Origin of the sequence: Pseudomonas sp. JV449, assembly GCF_032424295.1 — a bacterium.
GTDB classification, from domain to species: domain Bacteria; phylum Pseudomonadota; class Gammaproteobacteria; order Pseudomonadales; family Pseudomonadaceae; genus Aquipseudomonas; species Aquipseudomonas marginalis.
In genome coordinates, this window is the sequence record NZ_VYKD01000028.1 from 293,290 (window position 1) to 309,483 (window position 16,194).

Consider the following 16,194-nt stretch of genomic DNA (forward strand, 5'->3'; position numbering starts at 1 on the left):
TCAGTAAAGCCTGTAGTAATCCACCACGTCATCCACGAAGTAAATTATCAACTTCGTTCCCTGGGTCTGGCTTTGAGCTTTTTTCGTGCCCGTCACACTGCCGACATCATTGGCGACACCCTGTGCCTTGGACACTTGCGACGAGGCGTCGTACATCTTCAGGCTTGTCTCGGTCGAGACATATTTGTGGGCCAGGGTCATGTACTTTTCCAGACCCTCCTGGTTTTTATCATAGGTCCAGTTGGACCCGTTGCTTCTGCTCGTTGAATCAAGTTGCTCTTCGGCTGGAGCGCCGAACAATTGCGTCACCTGAGTCTTGGTAGTTTTTCCTGGGATGATGGTTTTCTTCAGGTAAGCAACATCGTACTTTTGTGCTCCAGGATTTAAGGAACTCATCAAATCCCCAGTGTTAGCACAGCCTCCCAGGCCTGCGGTCAGTATGCACAGCGTGAATCCGATTCTAAGTAGTTTTCCATATTTCAAGCACATAGACTTACCTTGAGTTGTGATTAATACCATTCCGTTTCGACCGGATGCACGGTGAAGTTGACACAACGTAGTGCAACTAATCGAGCCTTTTGATTCACAGGTGGGCAAACACACTGGAACACTTCAACGCTGAAGTTAAAGTGCATTCCGGTGTGCGCTCTGGCTCAAAGCCTTTAAGACTTTTTCGAGCGTGTACAGCTTATGAGGGCACGTGAGCTGACGCCATAGTACAAGTGTGCTATAGGCGGCCAACAGGGACTTGTCTAGCATAGCCAGATGGACATTAATGGCTTGAATCAATGTAATAAATTACTCGCCAGTTGATGTAATGCCCGATTATTGAAGCCGCATGAATGGAGTCGAAATATGAAATCATGGATCGCCGTCTTATCCATTCTGATGCTGTCCGGGTGTGCGGGTTCTCCCTTGAGTAATCTGGTCATGAACCAGCGTTATCAAACGACATCGGACATTACTGCTTCATGGGTAGGTGCATCCGAAGATGAGTTGGTGACGTCATGGGGGGCGCCAAAAAACAGCCATGGCCTCAGTGATGGCAACTCGAAAATCATCGGCTACGACTACGTATGGCTTACAAACGGCAGCCATTCGATGGAATGGGGTTATGTGCCTGATTACGCCCGTTGCGAACAGCGGTTCATGATTGAAAAGGGCGTGGTGACCCGCTGGTATTCATCTGGCGACTGTCCAAAAAGGCCTAAAGGCGCCAAGTTGATCCCCGGTAACACCCCCGTGCCCCAACCCACGCTCTAATGGTCATTGCACCGTCTTGATTCACGTATCGAGCTTGCCCGGCCACCCACTGGCACCGGGAAAGTTACTGAATTGAGCCGCCGCCGCCGCACGGGTGGGCACACCCAGGGATTTAAGCAGAGTGGAAACATGGATGCGTACGGTGAACGGGGAGATACCCAGTTGCTTGGCTATTTCCTTATTGGTCTTGCCCGCCGCAACCAGGCCGAGCACTTGCCGCTGGCGGGCGGTGAGTGAGGCAAGGCTTGGGTCCAGCAGGGGATTTTCGGGGTTGTACTTCACCACGACTTCCCCTTCCCGAATCGCCAGGATGGCTTCGGCAATGCCTGCCGGATCAACGTTTTTGCCGATAAAGCCATCAGCGCCTTGGGCGATGACCTGGGAAATAATGTCCAGGTCATCGACCATCGACACCACAATGATCGAGGTGCGCTTGAACTCGTTGCGCAGTTGGCCTATGACCTGCATCGACGTGATACCGGGAAAGCGCAGGTCCAGAATCAACGAATCAACTTCTGCGCCCGTACGCGCCAGCGCCAGTACTTCATCCAGATTGCCCGCCTGCTCTATCATCGCTGTCGGCATAAGCCGTTCTATGGTTCTCAGCATACCTTCGCGAAACAGAGGATGGTCATCTGCCACTATGATTCTGTGCGTCATGTCAAGGCCCATCTCACCTCAGGTCCGGCGCATCGTAACGCAAACTGTAACGCCAGGTTTCAACTTTTAAGCGACTTCTTACCCTGGAGAATCGCAATGAACATGACGGAAAAGAACAGTGAGCTGGACCAGGCCACGTTGCGGTTGACGGTCAGCACCTGTGCTTCGCTGTACATCTTGGTGGTGGCCCTCCTTCCTTCAAGTGACTTCGCCACCTATGTACCGATCATGTGGTACATGGCGTTTTTCATCAGCGTGGCAGTCCCCCTGCGCATGGCGATCAAGCGCTGGCCAGGGCACTTTTTCTGGCGCCGATTGTTCGCCATGGCCCATGACTATACCGGCATCGCTTTCGCCATGATCGTGGGTGGAGAAGGCGCGTTGCCGGTTTATGCCGCGTTGCTCTGGGTCACATTGGGCAATGGCATGCGCTTTGGCTCGCGCTACTTGACCGCCGCGACACTCATCGCACTGAGCATGCTGGTCATGATCTTCATGCTTACCCCGTTCTGGCGCGCACAGCCCTACATGTTCCTGATGCTGATCGTGACCACCATCGTCGTGCCGGCCTATGCGCACATTCTGCTCAAGCGCACGCGTATCGCATCGGAAGAGGCAATCGCCGCCAATCAGGAGAAATCACGCTTTCTCGCCCAGGCCAGCCACGACCTGCGCCAGCCCATCCACTCCATCGGCCTGTTCACCGCGTGCCTGCGGGACGCGAATCTGGGCGGCGAAGAACTGCGACTGGTGGACAACATCGACCGCTCGCTGCATACCGTCTCTCAACTGTTCCGTTCGATTTTGGATATCTACACCCTCGACAACGGAAAGCTGGAGCCGCAAGCGGAACCGGTGAACCTGGGCGCGCTGCTGCGGGACGTCGTCAAACAGAACACCGAGGCCGCGCGCTGGGCCGGGGTTCAACTGCGCCTGCGCCCTTGCGAGCACTGGGTTAATGTCAATGCGGGGCTGTTGACCACCATGGTGCAGAACCTGGTGTCAAATACACTCAAATACGCGTCCGGCCAACCGGTCTTGATCGGTGTGCGTCCCAGAGGCAAGGGCTTGGCCATTGTCATCTACGACAAGGGACGCGGCATCGCCGCTGAACATCTGCCGGACGTATTCAAGGAGTTTTACCGGGTGCGCCACGCACGCGACAAGGATGTCGAGGGCCTGGGGTTGGGCTTGTCCATCGTCAAGCGCATCAGCCAGTTGCTCAATCTGGATATCCAGTTGGACTCCCGACTCGGCCAAGGCACCCGCGCCACTATCCAACGCCTGGAAAGCGTCGCGCCAGGCATCGAGACGCAACGGCCAGCGCCCACGCAAAGCCGTCTGCAGGGTCTGCGGGTATGCCTGGTGGAAGACGATTCCAACGTACTGATGGCGACCTCGGCCTTGCTGGAAAAATGGGGATGCGAGGTAGAAAGTCATAGCGATGGACTGAACGTGACCACGGAATGCGACATCATCATTGCCGACTTCGACCTGGGCCCTAGGATTTCAGGTTCCGAGTGTATCGCTGCAATTCGCGAACAGCGTGGTTGGGAAGTACCGGCCATGATCATGACCGGCCATGAAATCGAGCGTATCCGCAGCACATTGATCCACATGAATATCTCCATCCTGTCCAAGCCCGTGCGTCCACCTGAATTGCGAACAACCTTGCTCGAACTGACCAAGCATTTCGCCAGGGAAATGGGTTAGCTGGAGGATGTCGATGCCCGGATATATCGAAGGACGTCCGTCCGACCACCGCAACAGAATTGCCCAGCAGCGGTTACTTAGCTGTTCAGCGACATCGGCTTGTCTCCACCCGGAGGCAATCCAAACGCCTTGCGCACCCCATTGAGAAACGCCCCATAAGGCCGGCCCAGAACCAGCATCATCAACGCCGCACCGAGCGTGCCGCGCACCAGCCCACTTCCCGATGCACCACTGACGGCAATGATTGCTGCATAGATGGGCACCTGGAAACTGACGAGGGCGAGACTGTCCCATAGCAACCTGGAAACCCGCCCCTGACTGGCGCGCGTCATCACCCAATCCCGCCATAGACCGTAAGGTCTCGCGACCGGCACCATCAGCACTGCGCCCAGAAGGCGCGCATGAAGGACCTGATCCCACGCCATGCCGGCAATGAAACGTTCATTGACGATGCCGGTGATTGTGAAAAACACGATCAGCGCCGTTGTGTCTGCAAAAAACGCAGTCCGGCCCATTGACTGTCGCGAGCGTTGAAGCACATCACATCTCCTGTCCTGGCTTGAACAAACAAAGCGCTGGACCTTGATTCACGCACGACGCCAGCTCAGCCAACAGTGCCAACCTTCAGCCCGGTTACTCGGCCCACCATGATTCAGCTATTCGGCGGCGCATCTTCCCGATGTGACAGCGGCTGCACCGCCAGGTGCGGAGATTCACCGAAGAACTCGATCAGCAGTTCGGTGAGCACGCGTATTTTACGGGCGGGATGCGGACCCGGCGGGCGGAGGATGTAGGCCCCGGCCGGTGGTGGTGGATGGTTTGTCATGATCGGTACCAGTGCGCCGGATGCCACGTGTTCATGGGTGAGGCAGTCAGGCAGGTAGGCGACGCCGAGGCCAGCAATCGCAGCGGCAACAAGGGCGATGCCGTTGTCGGCCTTGAAGCGTCCTTGCGGACGAACCGTGATGATCTTGTCGCCGTCCATGAACTGCCAGGCTTCAGTGCCTTGCAGAAGCGCCTGATGGTCGACCAGGTCGTCCGGCGTCGCGGGGGCACCGTGCGCCTTGATGTAATCCGGGCTCGCGACAAGCTTGGTATAGACCGGGCCAATGCACCTTGCGATCAGGTTGGAGTCCTTCAGATACCCCACGCGAATGGCGCAATCGTAGCCCTCGGTGATGAGGTCAACGAAGCGATCGCTGTAGCAAGTCTGCATATGCAACTGAGGGTGACGGCGTGCCATTTCCGCCAGCACCGGTGCGAAATGAGTCGGGCCAAACGACAGCGGGACGGCCACGCGCAGGCGGCCGCGAAGAGCGCCGGCAGGCAGGATCGTTTCCTTGGCGATGTCGATCTCGGTGCAGACTCTGGCGGCGTAGTCCCTGAATGTCGCGCCGGACTCAGTGAGTGCCGCGCCGCGAGTGGAGCGTGCCAGCAGTTGCACGCCGAGTTCGCTTTCAAGCCGAGCCAGGCGACGACTGACGATCGACTTCGATACGCCAAGACGCACTGCTGCCTGCGAAATGCCCCCGGCATCAGCCACCTCCACGAAGGTCTGTAGTTCTTCGATATCCATGCTTGCGTTCCCCGTCATGCGACACAGCACATCGCAGGATGCTACTACTGTGTCGAACATGGGAACAGCACAATGGATTTTCCAGGCACAGCATCCTCTACCCGTGTCCTGGAATCCATTACCCGCACGGGCTCAGGCCTTTTTACCAACGTGCACCCATAAAAAGGATTTGCCCATGGCAAGCGAGACTCTGCGCAACCCCCATACCGACCCACTACTGACCCCGGAAAACTCAGCGTTGATCATCATCGATTATCAGCCTGTTCAGGTTTCCTCGATCCGCTCGATGCCGCGTGACGAACTCGTCTTCAACATCACCAGCGTCGCCAGGGCGGCGGTCAACTACAACCTTCCGATCATCCATTCGACCGTCAATGTAGCGACCGGTCGCAACAAACCGCCGATCCAGGAACTGCAAGAGGTACTCGGCCACCTGCCGACCTATGACCGCACCTCGATCAACAGTTGGGAGGACATGGAATTCAAACAGGCGGTCAAGGCGCTTGGGCGTAGGAAACTCATCATGACGGCGCTCTGGACCGAGGCCTGCCTGACATTCCCGGTGCTCGACGCTATCCAGGAAGGCTATGAAGTGTATGTGCCGGTCGACGCGGTTGGCGGCACATCGCTCGCCGCACACGAGGCGGCGCTACACAGAATGGAGCAGGCGGGCGCGAAGCTCATCAGTCGCGTGCAGATGTATTGCGAACTGCAGCGCGACTGGGCGCGAGAAGTGACCGTGCCGGGCTTTATGGGCGTGTTCGAGAACTTCGACGGGTTCAACGCTGAAAAGGCTCTGGAGGAAGCGGGCAAGAAAACCTGATCAAAGGGCAGTTGATGATTGCGTGATGGCCCTGGCCTGATGTGGCGATCATCGGTCAACGCTTGCGTGCCCAGGTTTCAGCCGCAGAAGAAGCGCCAGCAAGTTAAATCAAATCAACTGAACCCGCGCTGGCATCATTGCGATCCAGCGCGTCAGCATCAGGGCCGCCTGGCAGTTCATTACCGCTTCACACACACAAACAACGCATTGCCGGTCACGCCCGCCCAGGGCGTGATCCGCTCATAGTCATGCTCGAACACCTGCACCTCAAAATACGGCTGTAACAGCCCCTGCAACTCCGTGAAACTCAGCGCCACCATGGTGTGCTCATCCTGCCAGGCCTGGGTCACCCCCGCCGTGGTCTTTTCGATACTCAGGCGCAGTGCCTGCTGCTCCCCTTCTCCGCGGTAATGCCAGCCGGAACCGAAGGTGAAATGACTGCCTTCAAACTCCACGCTATGGCGTACCAGCAAGCGGTTGTCGATATGCAGTTTGTCCACCGCGTTGAAGCAGAACACGCCGTTGTCGGCGAGTGCGCCGTGCACGCTGGCGAGGCAGGCACGCAGTTGGGCCAGCCCGGGGTTGTAGTGAGTCGAGTACAGGAAGCAGGTGATCAGGTCTTGCGGTTCGTCCACCTGGAAACCGGCCATGTCCTGGCGGCTGAACCCTGCCTCGGGGCAACGCAGTTGGGCGAGGTCCAGCATCGGTTGGCTGATGTCCAGGCCGGTGCTGCGGTAGCCGAAGTCGAGGAAGTGGCGCACATGGGGCCCGGTGCCACAGGCAAGGTCCAGATGGCGGCGCCCGTCATTGCCGAACAACTGGTGCAGCCGGCGCACGCTGTGGCTCTGCGCGCGGTAGTCGATGTCGGCGCACATCAGGTCGTAGTAGATGGACAGGTCGGTGTACAGCGCGTTGGAGGACATAAGTGGCCAGAGGGTTCGGCGGGAATTTCGCGCCGGCATGGTAACCCAGTCCCGGGTGTAAACCGCTACACTCGCCCCTCAACCATCCGCCAAGGAGGCAACCATGAGCGTTCGCGGTCCAGACCGACAGATCGACAATATCGAGTTCAACGTGGGCGATATCGCCCGCAGCAAAGCCTTCTACGGCGCAGTGTTCGGCTGGGCATTCGTCGACTACGGCCCCACCTACACCGAGTTCAGCGATGGCAGGCTGACCGGCGGGTTCACGACCGCAGAGCCCGTTCGACCGGGTGGCCCGCTGGTGATCCTGTACGCGGATGATCTTGAAGCCACGCAGCAGCGGCTCAAATCCGTCGGCGCCGTGATCAGCCGCGAGACCTTTTCGTTCCCCGGTGGCAGCAGGTTTCACTTCATTGACCCGGATGGTTATGAGCTGGCGGTGTGGACCGCTCAGCCGTAGCCGGCCGCAACACCGGGCGTGGAAGCGCAGTCGCGCTCCCACAGGCTGGCGAGCGCCGCTACTGCAACGGCACATAAATATCGGTCTGCCATTGATCCTGCGGTGTCTCGGGGAAAATGCTCAGGTATTCGAAAAACAACGGCTGGTCCCGAAGCTCCTCGCCGCTGCCAGGCAGCCAGTCGCGGTAGATCGGATAGATCGACTCTGCGATGTGATCCGGCGAACCCACGTGACGCACCACCACACAGCGCCCGCCGGGGATGACGCGTTCAGTGACGCCGAACTCATTCGCGGCCAGCGCCTGGTGAATCTCGCCGCAAATGGCAAACCGGAACTCATCGGCCGGGGTCGTATCAGGATTGTCGAAGGGAATACCGAAGCTGCGACTTGAAGCCACCGGCGACTGCCCGCTGTGCATGCGCCACGCAATGAATGTCTGCACGCTTTCATTCACGCGCCCTGGGGCGCCGCGGTGCTCGAATGCGGCCACCTTGACCGCAGGAAACTCCACAATTCGTACCTGCATGATGATGCTCCTGGAAAAGTAAGGGACGCTGAATACCGCGCGCCAGAGCTGCCAATCCGGTCGTTTCCGGAATGCGCTCGGCGCCATGCCGAACGCTCGCCTGAACGCCCTGGCAAAGGCTTCAGGACTTTCGAAGCCGGCCCCCAGCGCCGCCTCCAGCACCGAATAATCAGCGCGGGAAGACAAGTCATGTGCCGCGCGGCGCAGGCGCATCAGTTGCACATAGCGCGCAACCGGCATGCCCACGAACGCGGTGAATTGCCGATGGAAGTGAAACACCGAAAAATGCGCCACCCCGCTCAGCGTCTTCACCGACAAGTCACCTTCAAGATTCGCGTCGATATAGGCGAGTACGGCGTCGAAACGCTGTGTGTAGGCGGCGTTGCCTGGCAAGTCAGACACGGGTTGCAAGCTCCGGGATAGGCGTTGGACGATAGGATCAACTATACCGACAGCCTGCGCCTAGCCGTGCTTGCTGAGGTGGATGTGCCAGCACGGATTCACACAGGAAGCCTGGCAATCACCTTGATCTCGAACTGGTACCCATACAGCCAGGTAACCCCCACGCCAGTCAGCGTCGGGTGCGGCGCTTCGCCCCAGAACTCCGGCACCACCTTCCAGATCGTCTCGAACCTGGATTCGGGATCGACGATAAACACCGTCACATCGATCACATCGTCAAAGGTGCAGCCGGCAGACCCCAGAATCGCATTCAGGTTGTTGAACGCCAGACGGACCTGATCCTCCAGATCGGGCTCGGGCGAGCCGTCTGCATGGCTGCCGACCTGCCCCGACACGAATAAAAAGCCATTGGACTTAATGGCCGGTGAATAGCGATTGCGCTCATACAGCGCTTGGCGTCCAGGCGGAAAAACCACATTACGCTGCGTCATGGAAGCCTCCATCAAAGGGTCGAGATTGACCCGCAATTAACGATGGGCAGACTCTAGGGGCTTGTGCCAGGGCGATAAACCAGCAACCTTGGCCAGCACTGTTTGTGAAACCCAAACAATCGATCGCCGAGGCCTTAATGGACCGTTTTGATGCAATGCAGGCATTTGCTCGCGTGGTGGAAGCCGGCAGCTTCACCAAGGCCGCCGAGACCCTGCACATGAGCAAGACCACCGTGACGCAACTGGTGCAGCAGTTGGAGGCACGCCTGCGGGTCAAATTGCTTAACCGCACCACGCGCAAAGTCAACGTCACGGCCGACGGCGCCGTGTACTACGAACGCGTGCTGCAGCTGCTGGCCGATATGGACGACGCCGAGACCAGCCTGTCCGGCGCGGCAACCCTGCCCAGGGGCCGCCTGCGCGTGGATGTGCCGAGCCCACTGGCCAGCATGATCCTCGTCCCCGCGTTGCCTGGGTTTTACGCCCGCTACCCGGACATCCAGATCGACATGGGCGTCAGCGACCGTATCGTCGACATGATCGATGAGAACGTCGATTGCGTGGTGCGTGGCGGTGAACTCACCGACCAATCCCTGATGGCCCGACGTGTAGGCGACCTGGCGCTCGGCGTGTTTGCCGCGCCGAGCTACCTGGCACGCGTAGGTACGCCCACCCACCCACGGGAACTGGAAGACGCCAACCATCGTATCGTCGGCTTCCTGTGGGCCCGCACCGGCAAGCCCTTGCCCTATGCCATGGGCAAGCACCAGGAAAGTCTCCAGATCAAGGGCCGCTACGCCCTGGCGGTCGATGATGGCAATGCCTACCTTGCTGCCGGCCTGGCGGGCCTTGGCGTGCTGTGGCTGCCCACCTACATGTCGAAAGCCTTCGAGGACCGGGGCGAATTAGTGCCCTTGTTCAAGGACTGGCACCTTGATCCGATGCCGCTTTACGTGGCCTTTCCGCCGAACCGGCATATCAGCCTCAAGCTGCGTGTGTTTATCGAATGGGTGACTGAGTTGCTGGCCGTGCATGCGCCTGTCAGTGGGCGACAGGATGGGTGCTGATGGACTCGTGTACGGGTTCGCTGATCGATGAAATGCAGCCGGAACAACCAACCTCTACTGCCCTTCAAGGCTTCTCTTCAGTCGGCGCAGATGACTACTGACGATCACTTTATGGGCGAGCCCTACCGGTAACATGTAGATGCGTCCATAGAGGTTATGCGTGACGACCGATGATGTGATGGTGAGCACACGATCGGTTATCGAAAGGCAGATCATGACATCCAGATGCCTGTCACGCTCGGTAAGAACCAGGATATTGGAGGCGCTGTGCTCCACCAGAAAGAAATCCAGGTGTTCGCCTGCGTGTACCGTTTTTCGCGCAACGCCCGAGAACCCGCCGATTCGCCTCACACCGAATAACGAAGAAATTGCGTCCCTTATTCGGAAAGCCAGCCGCATGGCCAGCCCCGGCTCAGCCGTTGTGATGTTCCACGCGTCAAGCATGGTGATTTCAACGGGGAGCTGAACCGACCTAATGTGGTAGTAATCGAGCTCCGACAGTGCACGCAACGTGTGAGCTGGTGATGTGATAGGCAATTTTCATCCCGTCCAGTGGGCCAGTTTTCATTCCCGATAACATCCGAGGCTGAGTGTTATGCGGCTATGTTACGTCAATGTACAGCCGCCATGAACGTCCCCTCCCTGTCCCTTCCCCCGTGTATCGCAAGTGGGCGAACATATCCCCGCCATAGTATGGTTGCGGCCCCCAACCCTCACAGGATATGAAGGTTACCCATGCGTTTACTGTTTCCCCTGGCCGTCAGCTTGACGCTGATCGGCTGCGCCACCACCAAGACCGACGTTCGCAACGAAGCACAAATCAGTCGATATGACCCGGCCAATACGGCGCGTGTCCGCCTGATCACCGGTGACACCACCCACGCAGGCTTTATCAGTGGCCAGACCTGCGAGATGTTCTACAACGAGTCCCTGCTGACCAAAACCCCTGAAGAAGCCGGATGGCAAACAGCCCATGTCGACTCGGCGGGACTCTACCCTTTCCGGGCGACAGACCGCCAGAACAGCGTGATTGGCATGCCTGCCAGCAAGGCGAGCAAAGCCATCAATCAATCGCCCAAGGTGTTTGACGAACATGTCATCCCGGCCGGTAAACCGTTTATTGCAGGGTTCGCCATGGGGGGATCGCAACTCTCCTGCTTTCCCGCGCCTGTCACGCTCATCCCCGAGCCCGGTAAAGACTATGAAATGGAACTTCAAATGATGAAAATCAGCACGTTCAAGGCCGGCTGCGTGATTGCCGTTCGCCAACTCTCCACCCAGGCCGACACCACCGTAGAAACGCCGCTGAAACCCCAGGTGTGTGCCAAAACGCCGTCGGGCTGGTACACCGTGACCCCAGCGTCCTTGCCTTGATCGTCCCGGGACAGTTGTTGAACGGCAGTTGTGCTTGACTCAATGGTTTTCCTCACACTCATACAGGGACAGACATGGGCATTTTGGATCGGTTGTTTGGTGGACGCTTTACCATGCCGCCTCCCGAGGAAACCAACCTCAGCGCTTCAGCGATCATGAAAGAGCTACGGCCCGAGCGCAGCGACCCCACCCAGAAAAAAGCCCTCGAAGCCTTTGCCCAGGCGCTGGTGGCGACCACTGCGGAAAAAGAAGGCGCCAGACTTGTCCGCCGCGTTATGCGCAGATACGCGATGGGAGATGACCCCTGCAGTGCCCTCACCGAAGGTTTCCTGAATGACGCCAAGGGGCAAAAACTTGAACACCTTGTACTCCTCAGCGTGGATTGGAAGGGCTATGACGTGTTTGAGTATCAAGCGCCCTTTCTGGTCAGCGCCAGTGGCTTGAAGGCGCCCTACGCCTATGTACGGGAAGACGCTACCTCCATGCCACAGGTTCTCGATAACTTCGATCAGTGGCTCGCCCGGTTCGGTAAACGGTTTCTTCACCTGGACTCCGGAGGTGAAAATTACGACGGTTTCATTGTTGACGCGGATCGACTGGAAGACGTTATCGAGCTGGCTGGACGAGCGGGAATCCACGTGCGTCTTGAGAGCTTCTGACTCTGCGGCGGGGTGAGGGGCTTCTGCAAAACCTGTTCAATCAAGCCCTCGCCCGAGGAATGCCCCTGCCCCGGCCGCTATCCGATCAGGTTTTCCCTTTCCCGGTCATTGCGGCCTTGGACCTGGAGCCCTGCCCCCCCCCTCGGGCGTTCAGCCCGCTGTTTTTGCTCCTGCTTGAATTGCTGCTGCCAGCGCACCAGCGCCTCAGCCCCGTCCGATGCCTGCACGGCCCATGGCGTCGACGCGATCATGCCGAAAAGCGTCCAGATAAGGAGTTGCTTCATTTCATCTCACCTTGGTTGTTTGAACTGGAATGGATGCGGATATCCGCGTTGGTAATGCTTGAATAGGTGTCGAGCAGCCCGGCTAACTCCTGGTAGCCAGCCGCCAGAGCGTGAGCCCCCAGCCGGGTCAATGATCTCGACGTCCGACGTGCCTGAGCCGCGCTGATCGCGGGAGTGGAGGCATACCGTGAAATACGCTGTTCGCCCCTTTGCGCGCACGTGGCGATCGCCGAGTCAGGTTCCAGCTCCCGTGTCTGGCGTTGTAAAGTCAGCAGCCGGCGACTCAATTGAAGGGACACAGAGCCGGCGCCGCCCGCCGGTTGGTGACCAGCGCCCAAGAGTGCCTGCAAGGCGACCAATCGGTGCTGTTGCCGGGCCTGCCACTTGAGCAGGTCCATGCGGCGCCCGTGCCGGAGTAAGCGCCGGGTGTCCCTGTGCAGCGCCTGGGTGAGGACGTGTACATGGCGGGCGGATTTCCCCGGCAGTAGCTGGAAGGCCAGCAGGCAGATGGCAAGCGCTGCCAGCCAGGCGAGCGCTTGATTGGCGAAGTCCGTGAAGTCGTACTGGGCCGTGCCGCCGGTGCCGACGAGGGTGTTGAACGCGATCAGGTAGGCAATGCCCTGCAAGGCGTGGCGCGGCCGGGTGGTGGCATGAATGCCGACGGTCCAGAAGGCGATCAGCACGATGCTGAGCAACGCGAACCCGCTGATGTGCGGCAACACCAGGAACTTGCACGCCGCTGCCGTTACGATGCCGTAGAGCGTCCCCTCGAAGAAGCGGCCGATGCCTTGAGCGGGCGCCGGGCTGGTGGCCAGCAAGGTGCAGCACGGGCCCAACACCGCCAGCAAGGTTGGCCCCTGGTCCCAGGCGGTCAGGTACCAGACCGCAGCGGTTGCAAGCGTGGCCACCAGGGCGCGTAGACCGTTGCGCAGCGCGTCGCCGTAATGGCGGTGGAACCCCACGGCGCGGGCCGGCGTCCGGGGCGCGCGTTCAAGGCAAGCAAAGCTCAGCAAGGCGCTGGACAGGTCTGCCAATTGTTCACTCAAGCACTGCTGGCTTTGACAGTTTTCATGCGCCTGGGCGAGGCAGTGCTGCATCTCCCGGACATGCTCGGCTGCCGCGGAAAAACCCGGCTTTGCTTCGGCCAGCTGTTGCAGCTGCGCGCCCATCCGAACGAGGGAAGGCAAGCCACTGCGGTTGAGCGGTGACTCGTCCAGGATCACCCCATGCACATACGCAAGCCCTGCCTGCAGGGTCGCAAGCCTGGAACGGATCAGGCGGGACTCACCTCGGCCGATCCCGAGAAGCTCGTCCACCTTACCCACATCGATGGCGAGCTGGCCCTGCACACTAGCCAGTTGCGCGCCCTGCTCCCCCTCAATTCGCAAGGCCAGCAATCCCAAGGTACGGGCGGCGATGTCCTCAAGCGCCTTGTTCAGTTTGGACTCGACGGTCTTGCGGCTGAACAGCGTCGCCACCAGACTCAGGCTCAACACCCCGAGGACCACGGCCGTGCCCCGCGCCACGATATGCTCGAAACCTTGCTGCGGGGCGACAATGGCCGGGCCCAGGGCAAGGCAAACCGTATAGCCTGCGACCACTGCCGCCGTGGCCTGGTAGTGCCGAAGCACGGTCATGGCACCGACACAAAGGCCGAGCCACACCCCGATCCCGAGGATGAACAGCAGCATTTTTTGCGCGAACAGGCCGGTCAGAACCAGGGCGGCGAGCAACCCCACCAGGGTTCCCAGTACGCGATTGAAGCCCTTGCCGACCACCGCGCCCTGCAGCGGATGGATCAGCAGCAACACGGTCGAAGCCGCCGAGAACGGCGCCTCCAGGTGCAATTGGAAGCCCAGCCACAGGGCCAATGTGGCCGCCGCAAGACTGCGCAGCACATACCCCGAGGTCTCGGGCGGCCATGCCCCGAGCATTCGCAGTGCGCGGACCATCACATGAAATCCTGCAGCCACTGGGTAAGCCGCCAATGGGGGGCGGCCCCCGCCTCGGCGACCTCGATACTCGCAGTCATCCCCGCCGCCAGCTCCACGCCCGGTGGCACCTTGTCCAGCTCAATCCGAACCGGCACACGCTGGGCCAGGCGTATCCAGCTGAACGTAGGAGCCACCTGGGGCAAGCCACTGTTACTGCGCAGCTCGTTGCCGTCGGCAATGCCTCTGCCGAGACTCGCCACATGCCCTTCAAGCAGCGGCGCAAAGCCCATGAGCTTGATGGACGCTGCGGCCCCCACGCGAACACCGGGCAGCTTGGTCTCCTCGAAGTAACCGGTGACCCAGAAGCTATGGCTGTCGACCACATAGATATTGGTATCGCCCGCCGCCGCGTAGTCACCCGGCTGCAGCCGCAGCTGGGTCACATACCCGTCGACCGGTGAACGAACCGTCGTGCGCTGCAGATCCAGCTGCGCGTGGGCCAACTGGCTCTGGGCCGCGTCCACCCGCGCCCTGGCCACCGCCAGGTCCCGGGCCGCATTGTCGGTCTCCTCCCGCGCAATGGCATCGCCGAGTTGCTGGCGACGGCTGAGCTGTGAGCGGCGCTGTTCGAACACGCTGCGCGCCTCGGCAAGCTCGGCCGTTCGCTGTTGCCGGGCCAGCAGATAGGCGCTGCGGTCGATCTGATACAACAACGCGCCCTTGGCGACCCACTGGTTGTCCTCGACCAGCAGTTGTTCAACCTGGCCGGACACTTCGGGGGCAATGCGGATGACTTGCGCGCTGACCCGCCCGTCCCGTGTCCAGGGGGCCAGCTCATAGGCGCGCCACAACTGCGTACACAACAGCAGCGCGGTCAAGCCGAGCATCAGGGTGACGAGGGTCTTGAGCAGGTGTTTGATCGTCATCGCCCGCGCCTCAAAACTTCAGCACGAGGATCGAGAGAACGATCAACGACATGCAGAAACGCGCCATGCTCGGGTGCCAGGCCCAGTCCAGCCAGGGCCGCACGATCCGCTCCAGCAGTGCGTAAACCACGGCGGTAACGCCCAGGTAGAGCAAGAAAGGCGGCAGGTAGAGGTGGGCAATCGTGATTTCGCTCAGCATCGTTGAATCTCGCAGTCGGCAATGGCCTTGCTGACGATGGTAGGGACTGCAAGGCCGTGCCGATATTGAGTATGCTGCCAAGATATAATCAAATTCAGACAATCGAGGTGCGCGACGTGGACGAGACACATCTCTACGGGGTGGATCAATTCGAACTGGACAATTTCGACCAACCCGCAGTGGCGTTGATGCTGGGAAGCCAGCGAAACGACACCGAATTCCCCGTCCATACGCACCGCAAAGGCCAACTGGTGGTGGCGTATCACGGCGGCATCGTGTGCACCGTAGAGGATGGCGTGTGGATGGTGCCATCGGGGTTCGGCGTATGGATTCCGGGCGGTATTGCCCACAGCAACCGGGTGACCGCCAACGGCAAGATCGGCTATCTGTTCGTAGAGCCCGGTGCCGCAGCATTACCGCACACATGCTGCACGCTGGTGCTGTCACCGCTGGTCCTGGAATTGATCCTGCACTTGAGCGCCCAAGCCCAGGACTATCCGCCGGCGTCTGCCAATGCACGCGTGGCGAGCGTGCTCCTCGAACAGTTGGAACTGGCCCCCTCGGAACAGCTGTACCTGCCGCTTCCGGCCACAACGCAGCTGCGTTTCATCGCACGGGGGTTGGCCCAGGACCCGTCAAATCGCTGCACCATGGCCCAATGGGCACGCCAGGTCGCCATGAGCGAGCGCTCCCTGGCGCGCTTGGTTAAAAGCGAAACTGGGCTAACCTTTGGCCAATGGCGCAAGCAATGGCAAATCATCGTGGCCTTGCAGAGCCTGGCCGAGGGCGAATCCGTGCAACGCACCGCCGAAGCCCTCGGGTACGAGTCGGTCAGTTCGTTCATCAGCATGTTTCGCAAGACACTGGGCTCGCCGCCAGCGCGGTACATGCGGCGGACCGCAACACGTTAGCGG

Annotated in this window: 20 protein-coding genes; 8 read left to right on the forward strand and 12 right to left on the reverse strand. The window is 59.8% G+C overall.

Annotation, left to right across the window (positions count from 1 at the left end):
• Complete coding sequence (locus tag F6S08_RS25360) at nt 1-396, reverse strand: hypothetical protein (RefSeq protein WP_065925237.1); 396 nt, start codon at nt 394-396, stop codon at nt 1-3.
• Between the two features lie 459 nt (nt 397-855).
• On the opposite strand from F6S08_RS25360, the gene F6S08_RS25365 reads away from it, so the two are divergent.
• A complete protein-coding gene (locus tag F6S08_RS25365; protein WP_315872494.1) occupies nt 856-1,263 on the forward strand; it encodes a hypothetical protein in 408 nt (135 codons plus the stop codon).
• A 21-nt stretch (nt 1,264-1,284) separates the two neighbouring features.
• On the opposite strand, the gene F6S08_RS25370 is transcribed toward F6S08_RS25365, so the two are convergent.
• Nucleotides 1,285-1,923, reverse strand: a complete 639-nt coding sequence (locus F6S08_RS25370) for a response regulator transcription factor (protein WP_065925236.1) — start codon at nt 1,921-1,923, stop codon at nt 1,285-1,287.
• 96 nt (nt 1,924-2,019) lie between these two features.
• Here F6S08_RS25370 and F6S08_RS25375 point away from each other — a divergent pair, with 96 nt between their 5' ends.
• Nucleotides 2,020-3,636, forward strand: a complete 1,617-nt coding sequence (locus F6S08_RS25375) for a hybrid sensor histidine kinase/response regulator (RefSeq protein ID WP_370671253.1) — start codon at nt 2,020-2,022, stop codon at nt 3,634-3,636.
• Nucleotides 3,637-3,713: 77 nt separating this feature from the next.
• Here the strand turns inward: F6S08_RS25375 and alaE are convergent, their stop codons facing one another.
• Together alaE and F6S08_RS25385 are read right to left on the reverse strand one after the other, a co-directional pair.
• Nucleotides 3,714-4,175, reverse strand: coding sequence for an L-alanine exporter AlaE (gene alaE, locus F6S08_RS25380; RefSeq protein WP_315872495.1), 462 nt, complete (start codon nt 4,173-4,175; stop codon nt 3,714-3,716).
• 113 nt (nt 4,176-4,288) lie between these two features.
• A complete protein-coding gene (locus tag F6S08_RS25385) occupies nt 4,289-5,212 on the reverse strand; it encodes a LysR family transcriptional regulator (protein WP_315872496.1) in 924 nt (307 codons plus the stop codon).
• Nucleotides 5,213-5,387: 175 nt separating this feature from the next.
• On the opposite strand from F6S08_RS25385, the gene F6S08_RS25390 reads away from it, so the two are divergent.
• A complete protein-coding gene (locus F6S08_RS25390; RefSeq protein ID WP_065925205.1) occupies nt 5,388-6,035 on the forward strand; it encodes a hydrolase in 648 nt (215 codons plus the stop codon).
• A 179-nt stretch (nt 6,036-6,214) separates the two neighbouring features.
• Here the strand turns inward: F6S08_RS25390 and F6S08_RS25395 are convergent, their stop codons facing one another.
• Nucleotides 6,215-6,958 carry a class I SAM-dependent DNA methyltransferase gene (locus F6S08_RS25395; protein WP_065925204.1) on the reverse strand — a complete coding sequence of 248 codons (744 nt, stop codon included), beginning with the start codon at nt 6,956-6,958 and terminating at the stop codon, nt 6,215-6,217.
• A gap of 103 nt (nt 6,959-7,061) precedes the next feature.
• Between F6S08_RS25395 and F6S08_RS25400 the strand changes: the two genes are divergently transcribed.
• Entirely contained in the window at nt 7,062-7,418 is a 357-nt protein-coding gene (locus F6S08_RS25400) for a VOC family protein (protein WP_065925203.1), read from the forward strand.
• A 58-nt stretch (nt 7,419-7,476) separates the two neighbouring features.
• Here F6S08_RS25400 and F6S08_RS25405 read toward each other — a convergent pair whose 3' ends face one another.
• Nucleotides 7,477-8,346: a GyrI-like domain-containing protein gene (locus F6S08_RS25405; protein WP_065925202.1), complete on the reverse strand. Its 870-nt coding sequence runs from the start codon at nt 8,344-8,346 to the stop codon at nt 7,477-7,479.
• A 98-nt stretch (nt 8,347-8,444) separates the two neighbouring features.
• Nucleotides 8,445-8,837 carry a RidA family protein gene (locus F6S08_RS25410; RefSeq protein ID WP_065925201.1) on the reverse strand — a complete coding sequence of 131 codons (393 nt, stop codon included), beginning with the start codon at nt 8,835-8,837 and terminating at the stop codon, nt 8,445-8,447.
• 137 nt (nt 8,838-8,974) lie between these two features.
• Between F6S08_RS25410 and F6S08_RS25415 the strand changes: the two genes are divergently transcribed.
• Nucleotides 8,975-9,904: a LysR family transcriptional regulator gene (locus F6S08_RS25415; protein WP_315872497.1), complete on the forward strand. Its 930-nt coding sequence runs from the start codon at nt 8,975-8,977 to the stop codon at nt 9,902-9,904.
• A 54-nt stretch (nt 9,905-9,958) separates the two neighbouring features.
• On the opposite strand, the gene F6S08_RS25420 is transcribed toward F6S08_RS25415, so the two are convergent.
• Entirely contained in the window at nt 9,959-10,441 is a 483-nt protein-coding gene (locus F6S08_RS25420) for a DUF2867 domain-containing protein (protein WP_065925199.1), read from the reverse strand.
• A 198-nt stretch (nt 10,442-10,639) separates the two neighbouring features.
• On the opposite strand from F6S08_RS25420, the gene F6S08_RS25425 reads away from it, so the two are divergent.
• Together F6S08_RS25425 and F6S08_RS25430 are read left to right on the forward strand one after the other, a co-directional pair.
• The gene (locus tag F6S08_RS25425) at nt 10,640-11,278 is read left to right on the forward strand and encodes a hypothetical protein (RefSeq protein ID WP_065925198.1); all 639 of its coding nucleotides are present in this window, start codon (nt 10,640-10,642) and stop codon (nt 11,276-11,278) included.
• Between the two features lie 74 nt (nt 11,279-11,352).
• Nucleotides 11,353-11,937, forward strand: a complete 585-nt coding sequence (locus F6S08_RS25430) for a hypothetical protein (protein ID WP_065948290.1) — start codon at nt 11,353-11,355, stop codon at nt 11,935-11,937.
• 77 nt (nt 11,938-12,014) lie between these two features.
• On the opposite strand, the gene F6S08_RS25435 is transcribed toward F6S08_RS25430, so the two are convergent.
• The 4 genes from F6S08_RS25435 to F6S08_RS25450 are packed head-to-tail and all read right to left on the reverse strand — an operon-like array spanning nt 12,015 to nt 15,280.
• Nucleotides 12,015-12,221 carry a hypothetical protein gene (locus F6S08_RS25435; RefSeq protein WP_315872498.1) on the reverse strand — a complete coding sequence of 69 codons (207 nt, stop codon included), beginning with the start codon at nt 12,219-12,221 and terminating at the stop codon, nt 12,015-12,017.
• Nucleotides 12,218-14,173 (reverse strand): FUSC family protein, encoded by a 1,956-nt coding sequence (locus F6S08_RS25440; protein ID WP_315872531.1) that lies wholly within the window; start codon nt 14,171-14,173, stop codon nt 12,218-12,220. Before F6S08_RS25440 ends, F6S08_RS25435 begins: the two co-directional genes overlap by 4 nt.
• Nucleotides 14,173-15,081 carry an HlyD family secretion protein gene (locus F6S08_RS25445; protein ID WP_065925195.1) on the reverse strand — a complete coding sequence of 303 codons (909 nt, stop codon included), beginning with the start codon at nt 15,079-15,081 and terminating at the stop codon, nt 14,173-14,175. Before F6S08_RS25445 ends, F6S08_RS25440 begins: the two co-directional genes overlap by 1 nt.
• 10 nt (nt 15,082-15,091) lie before the next feature.
• Complete coding sequence (locus F6S08_RS25450) at nt 15,092-15,280, reverse strand: DUF1656 domain-containing protein (protein ID WP_065925194.1); 189 nt, start codon at nt 15,278-15,280, stop codon at nt 15,092-15,094.
• A gap of 116 nt (nt 15,281-15,396) precedes the next feature.
• Between F6S08_RS25450 and F6S08_RS25455 the strand changes: the two genes are divergently transcribed.
• A complete protein-coding gene (locus F6S08_RS25455) occupies nt 15,397-16,191 on the forward strand; it encodes an AraC family transcriptional regulator (RefSeq protein ID WP_074848172.1) in 795 nt (264 codons plus the stop codon).
• Nucleotides 16,192-16,194 lie beyond the last annotated feature (3 nt).

Bases quoted from the DNA above. Each gene is read 5' to 3' on its own strand.
- F6S08_RS25450 (WP_065925194.1), bottom strand. From the start codon at position 15,280: ATGCTGAGCGAAATCACGATTGCCCACCTCTACCTGCCGCCTTTCTTG.
- F6S08_RS25385 (WP_315872496.1), bottom strand. From the start codon at position 5,212: ATGGATATCGAAGAACTACAGACCTTCGTGGAGGTGGCTGATGCCGGG.
- F6S08_RS25435 (WP_315872498.1), bottom strand. From the start codon at position 12,221: ATGAAGCAACTCCTTATCTGGACGCTTTTCGGCATGATCGCGTCGACG.
- F6S08_RS25360 (WP_065925237.1), bottom strand. From the start codon at position 396: ATGAGTTCCTTAAATCCTGGAGCACAAAAGTACGATGTTGCTTACCTG.
- F6S08_RS25425 (WP_065925198.1), top strand. From the start codon at position 10,640: ATGCGTTTACTGTTTCCCCTGGCCGTCAGCTTGACGCTGATCGGCTGC.
- F6S08_RS25365 (WP_315872494.1), top strand. From the start codon at position 856: ATGAAATCATGGATCGCCGTCTTATCCATTCTGATGCTGTCCGGGTGT.
- F6S08_RS25390 (WP_065925205.1), top strand. From the start codon at position 5,388: ATGGCAAGCGAGACTCTGCGCAACCCCCATACCGACCCACTACTGACC.
- F6S08_RS25445 (WP_065925195.1), bottom strand. From the start codon at position 15,081: ATGACGATCAAACACCTGCTCAAGACCCTCGTCACCCTGATGCTCGGC.
- F6S08_RS25410 (WP_065925201.1), bottom strand. From the start codon at position 8,837: ATGACGCAGCGTAATGTGGTTTTTCCGCCTGGACGCCAAGCGCTGTAT.
- F6S08_RS25370 (WP_065925236.1), bottom strand. From the start codon at position 1,923: ATGACGCACAGAATCATAGTGGCAGATGACCATCCTCTGTTTCGCGAA.
- F6S08_RS25440 (WP_315872531.1), bottom strand. From the start codon at position 14,173: ATGGTCCGCGCACTGCGAATGCTCGGGGCATGGCCGCCCGAGACCTCG.
- F6S08_RS25430 (WP_065948290.1), top strand. From the start codon at position 11,353: ATGGGCATTTTGGATCGGTTGTTTGGTGGACGCTTTACCATGCCGCCT.
- F6S08_RS25375 (WP_370671253.1), top strand. From the start codon at position 2,020: ATGAACATGACGGAAAAGAACAGTGAGCTGGACCAGGCCACGTTGCGG.
- F6S08_RS25400 (WP_065925203.1), top strand. From the start codon at position 7,062: ATGAGCGTTCGCGGTCCAGACCGACAGATCGACAATATCGAGTTCAAC.
- F6S08_RS25395 (WP_065925204.1), bottom strand. From the start codon at position 6,958: ATGTCCTCCAACGCGCTGTACACCGACCTGTCCATCTACTACGACCTG.
- F6S08_RS25415 (WP_315872497.1), top strand. From the start codon at position 8,975: ATGGACCGTTTTGATGCAATGCAGGCATTTGCTCGCGTGGTGGAAGCC.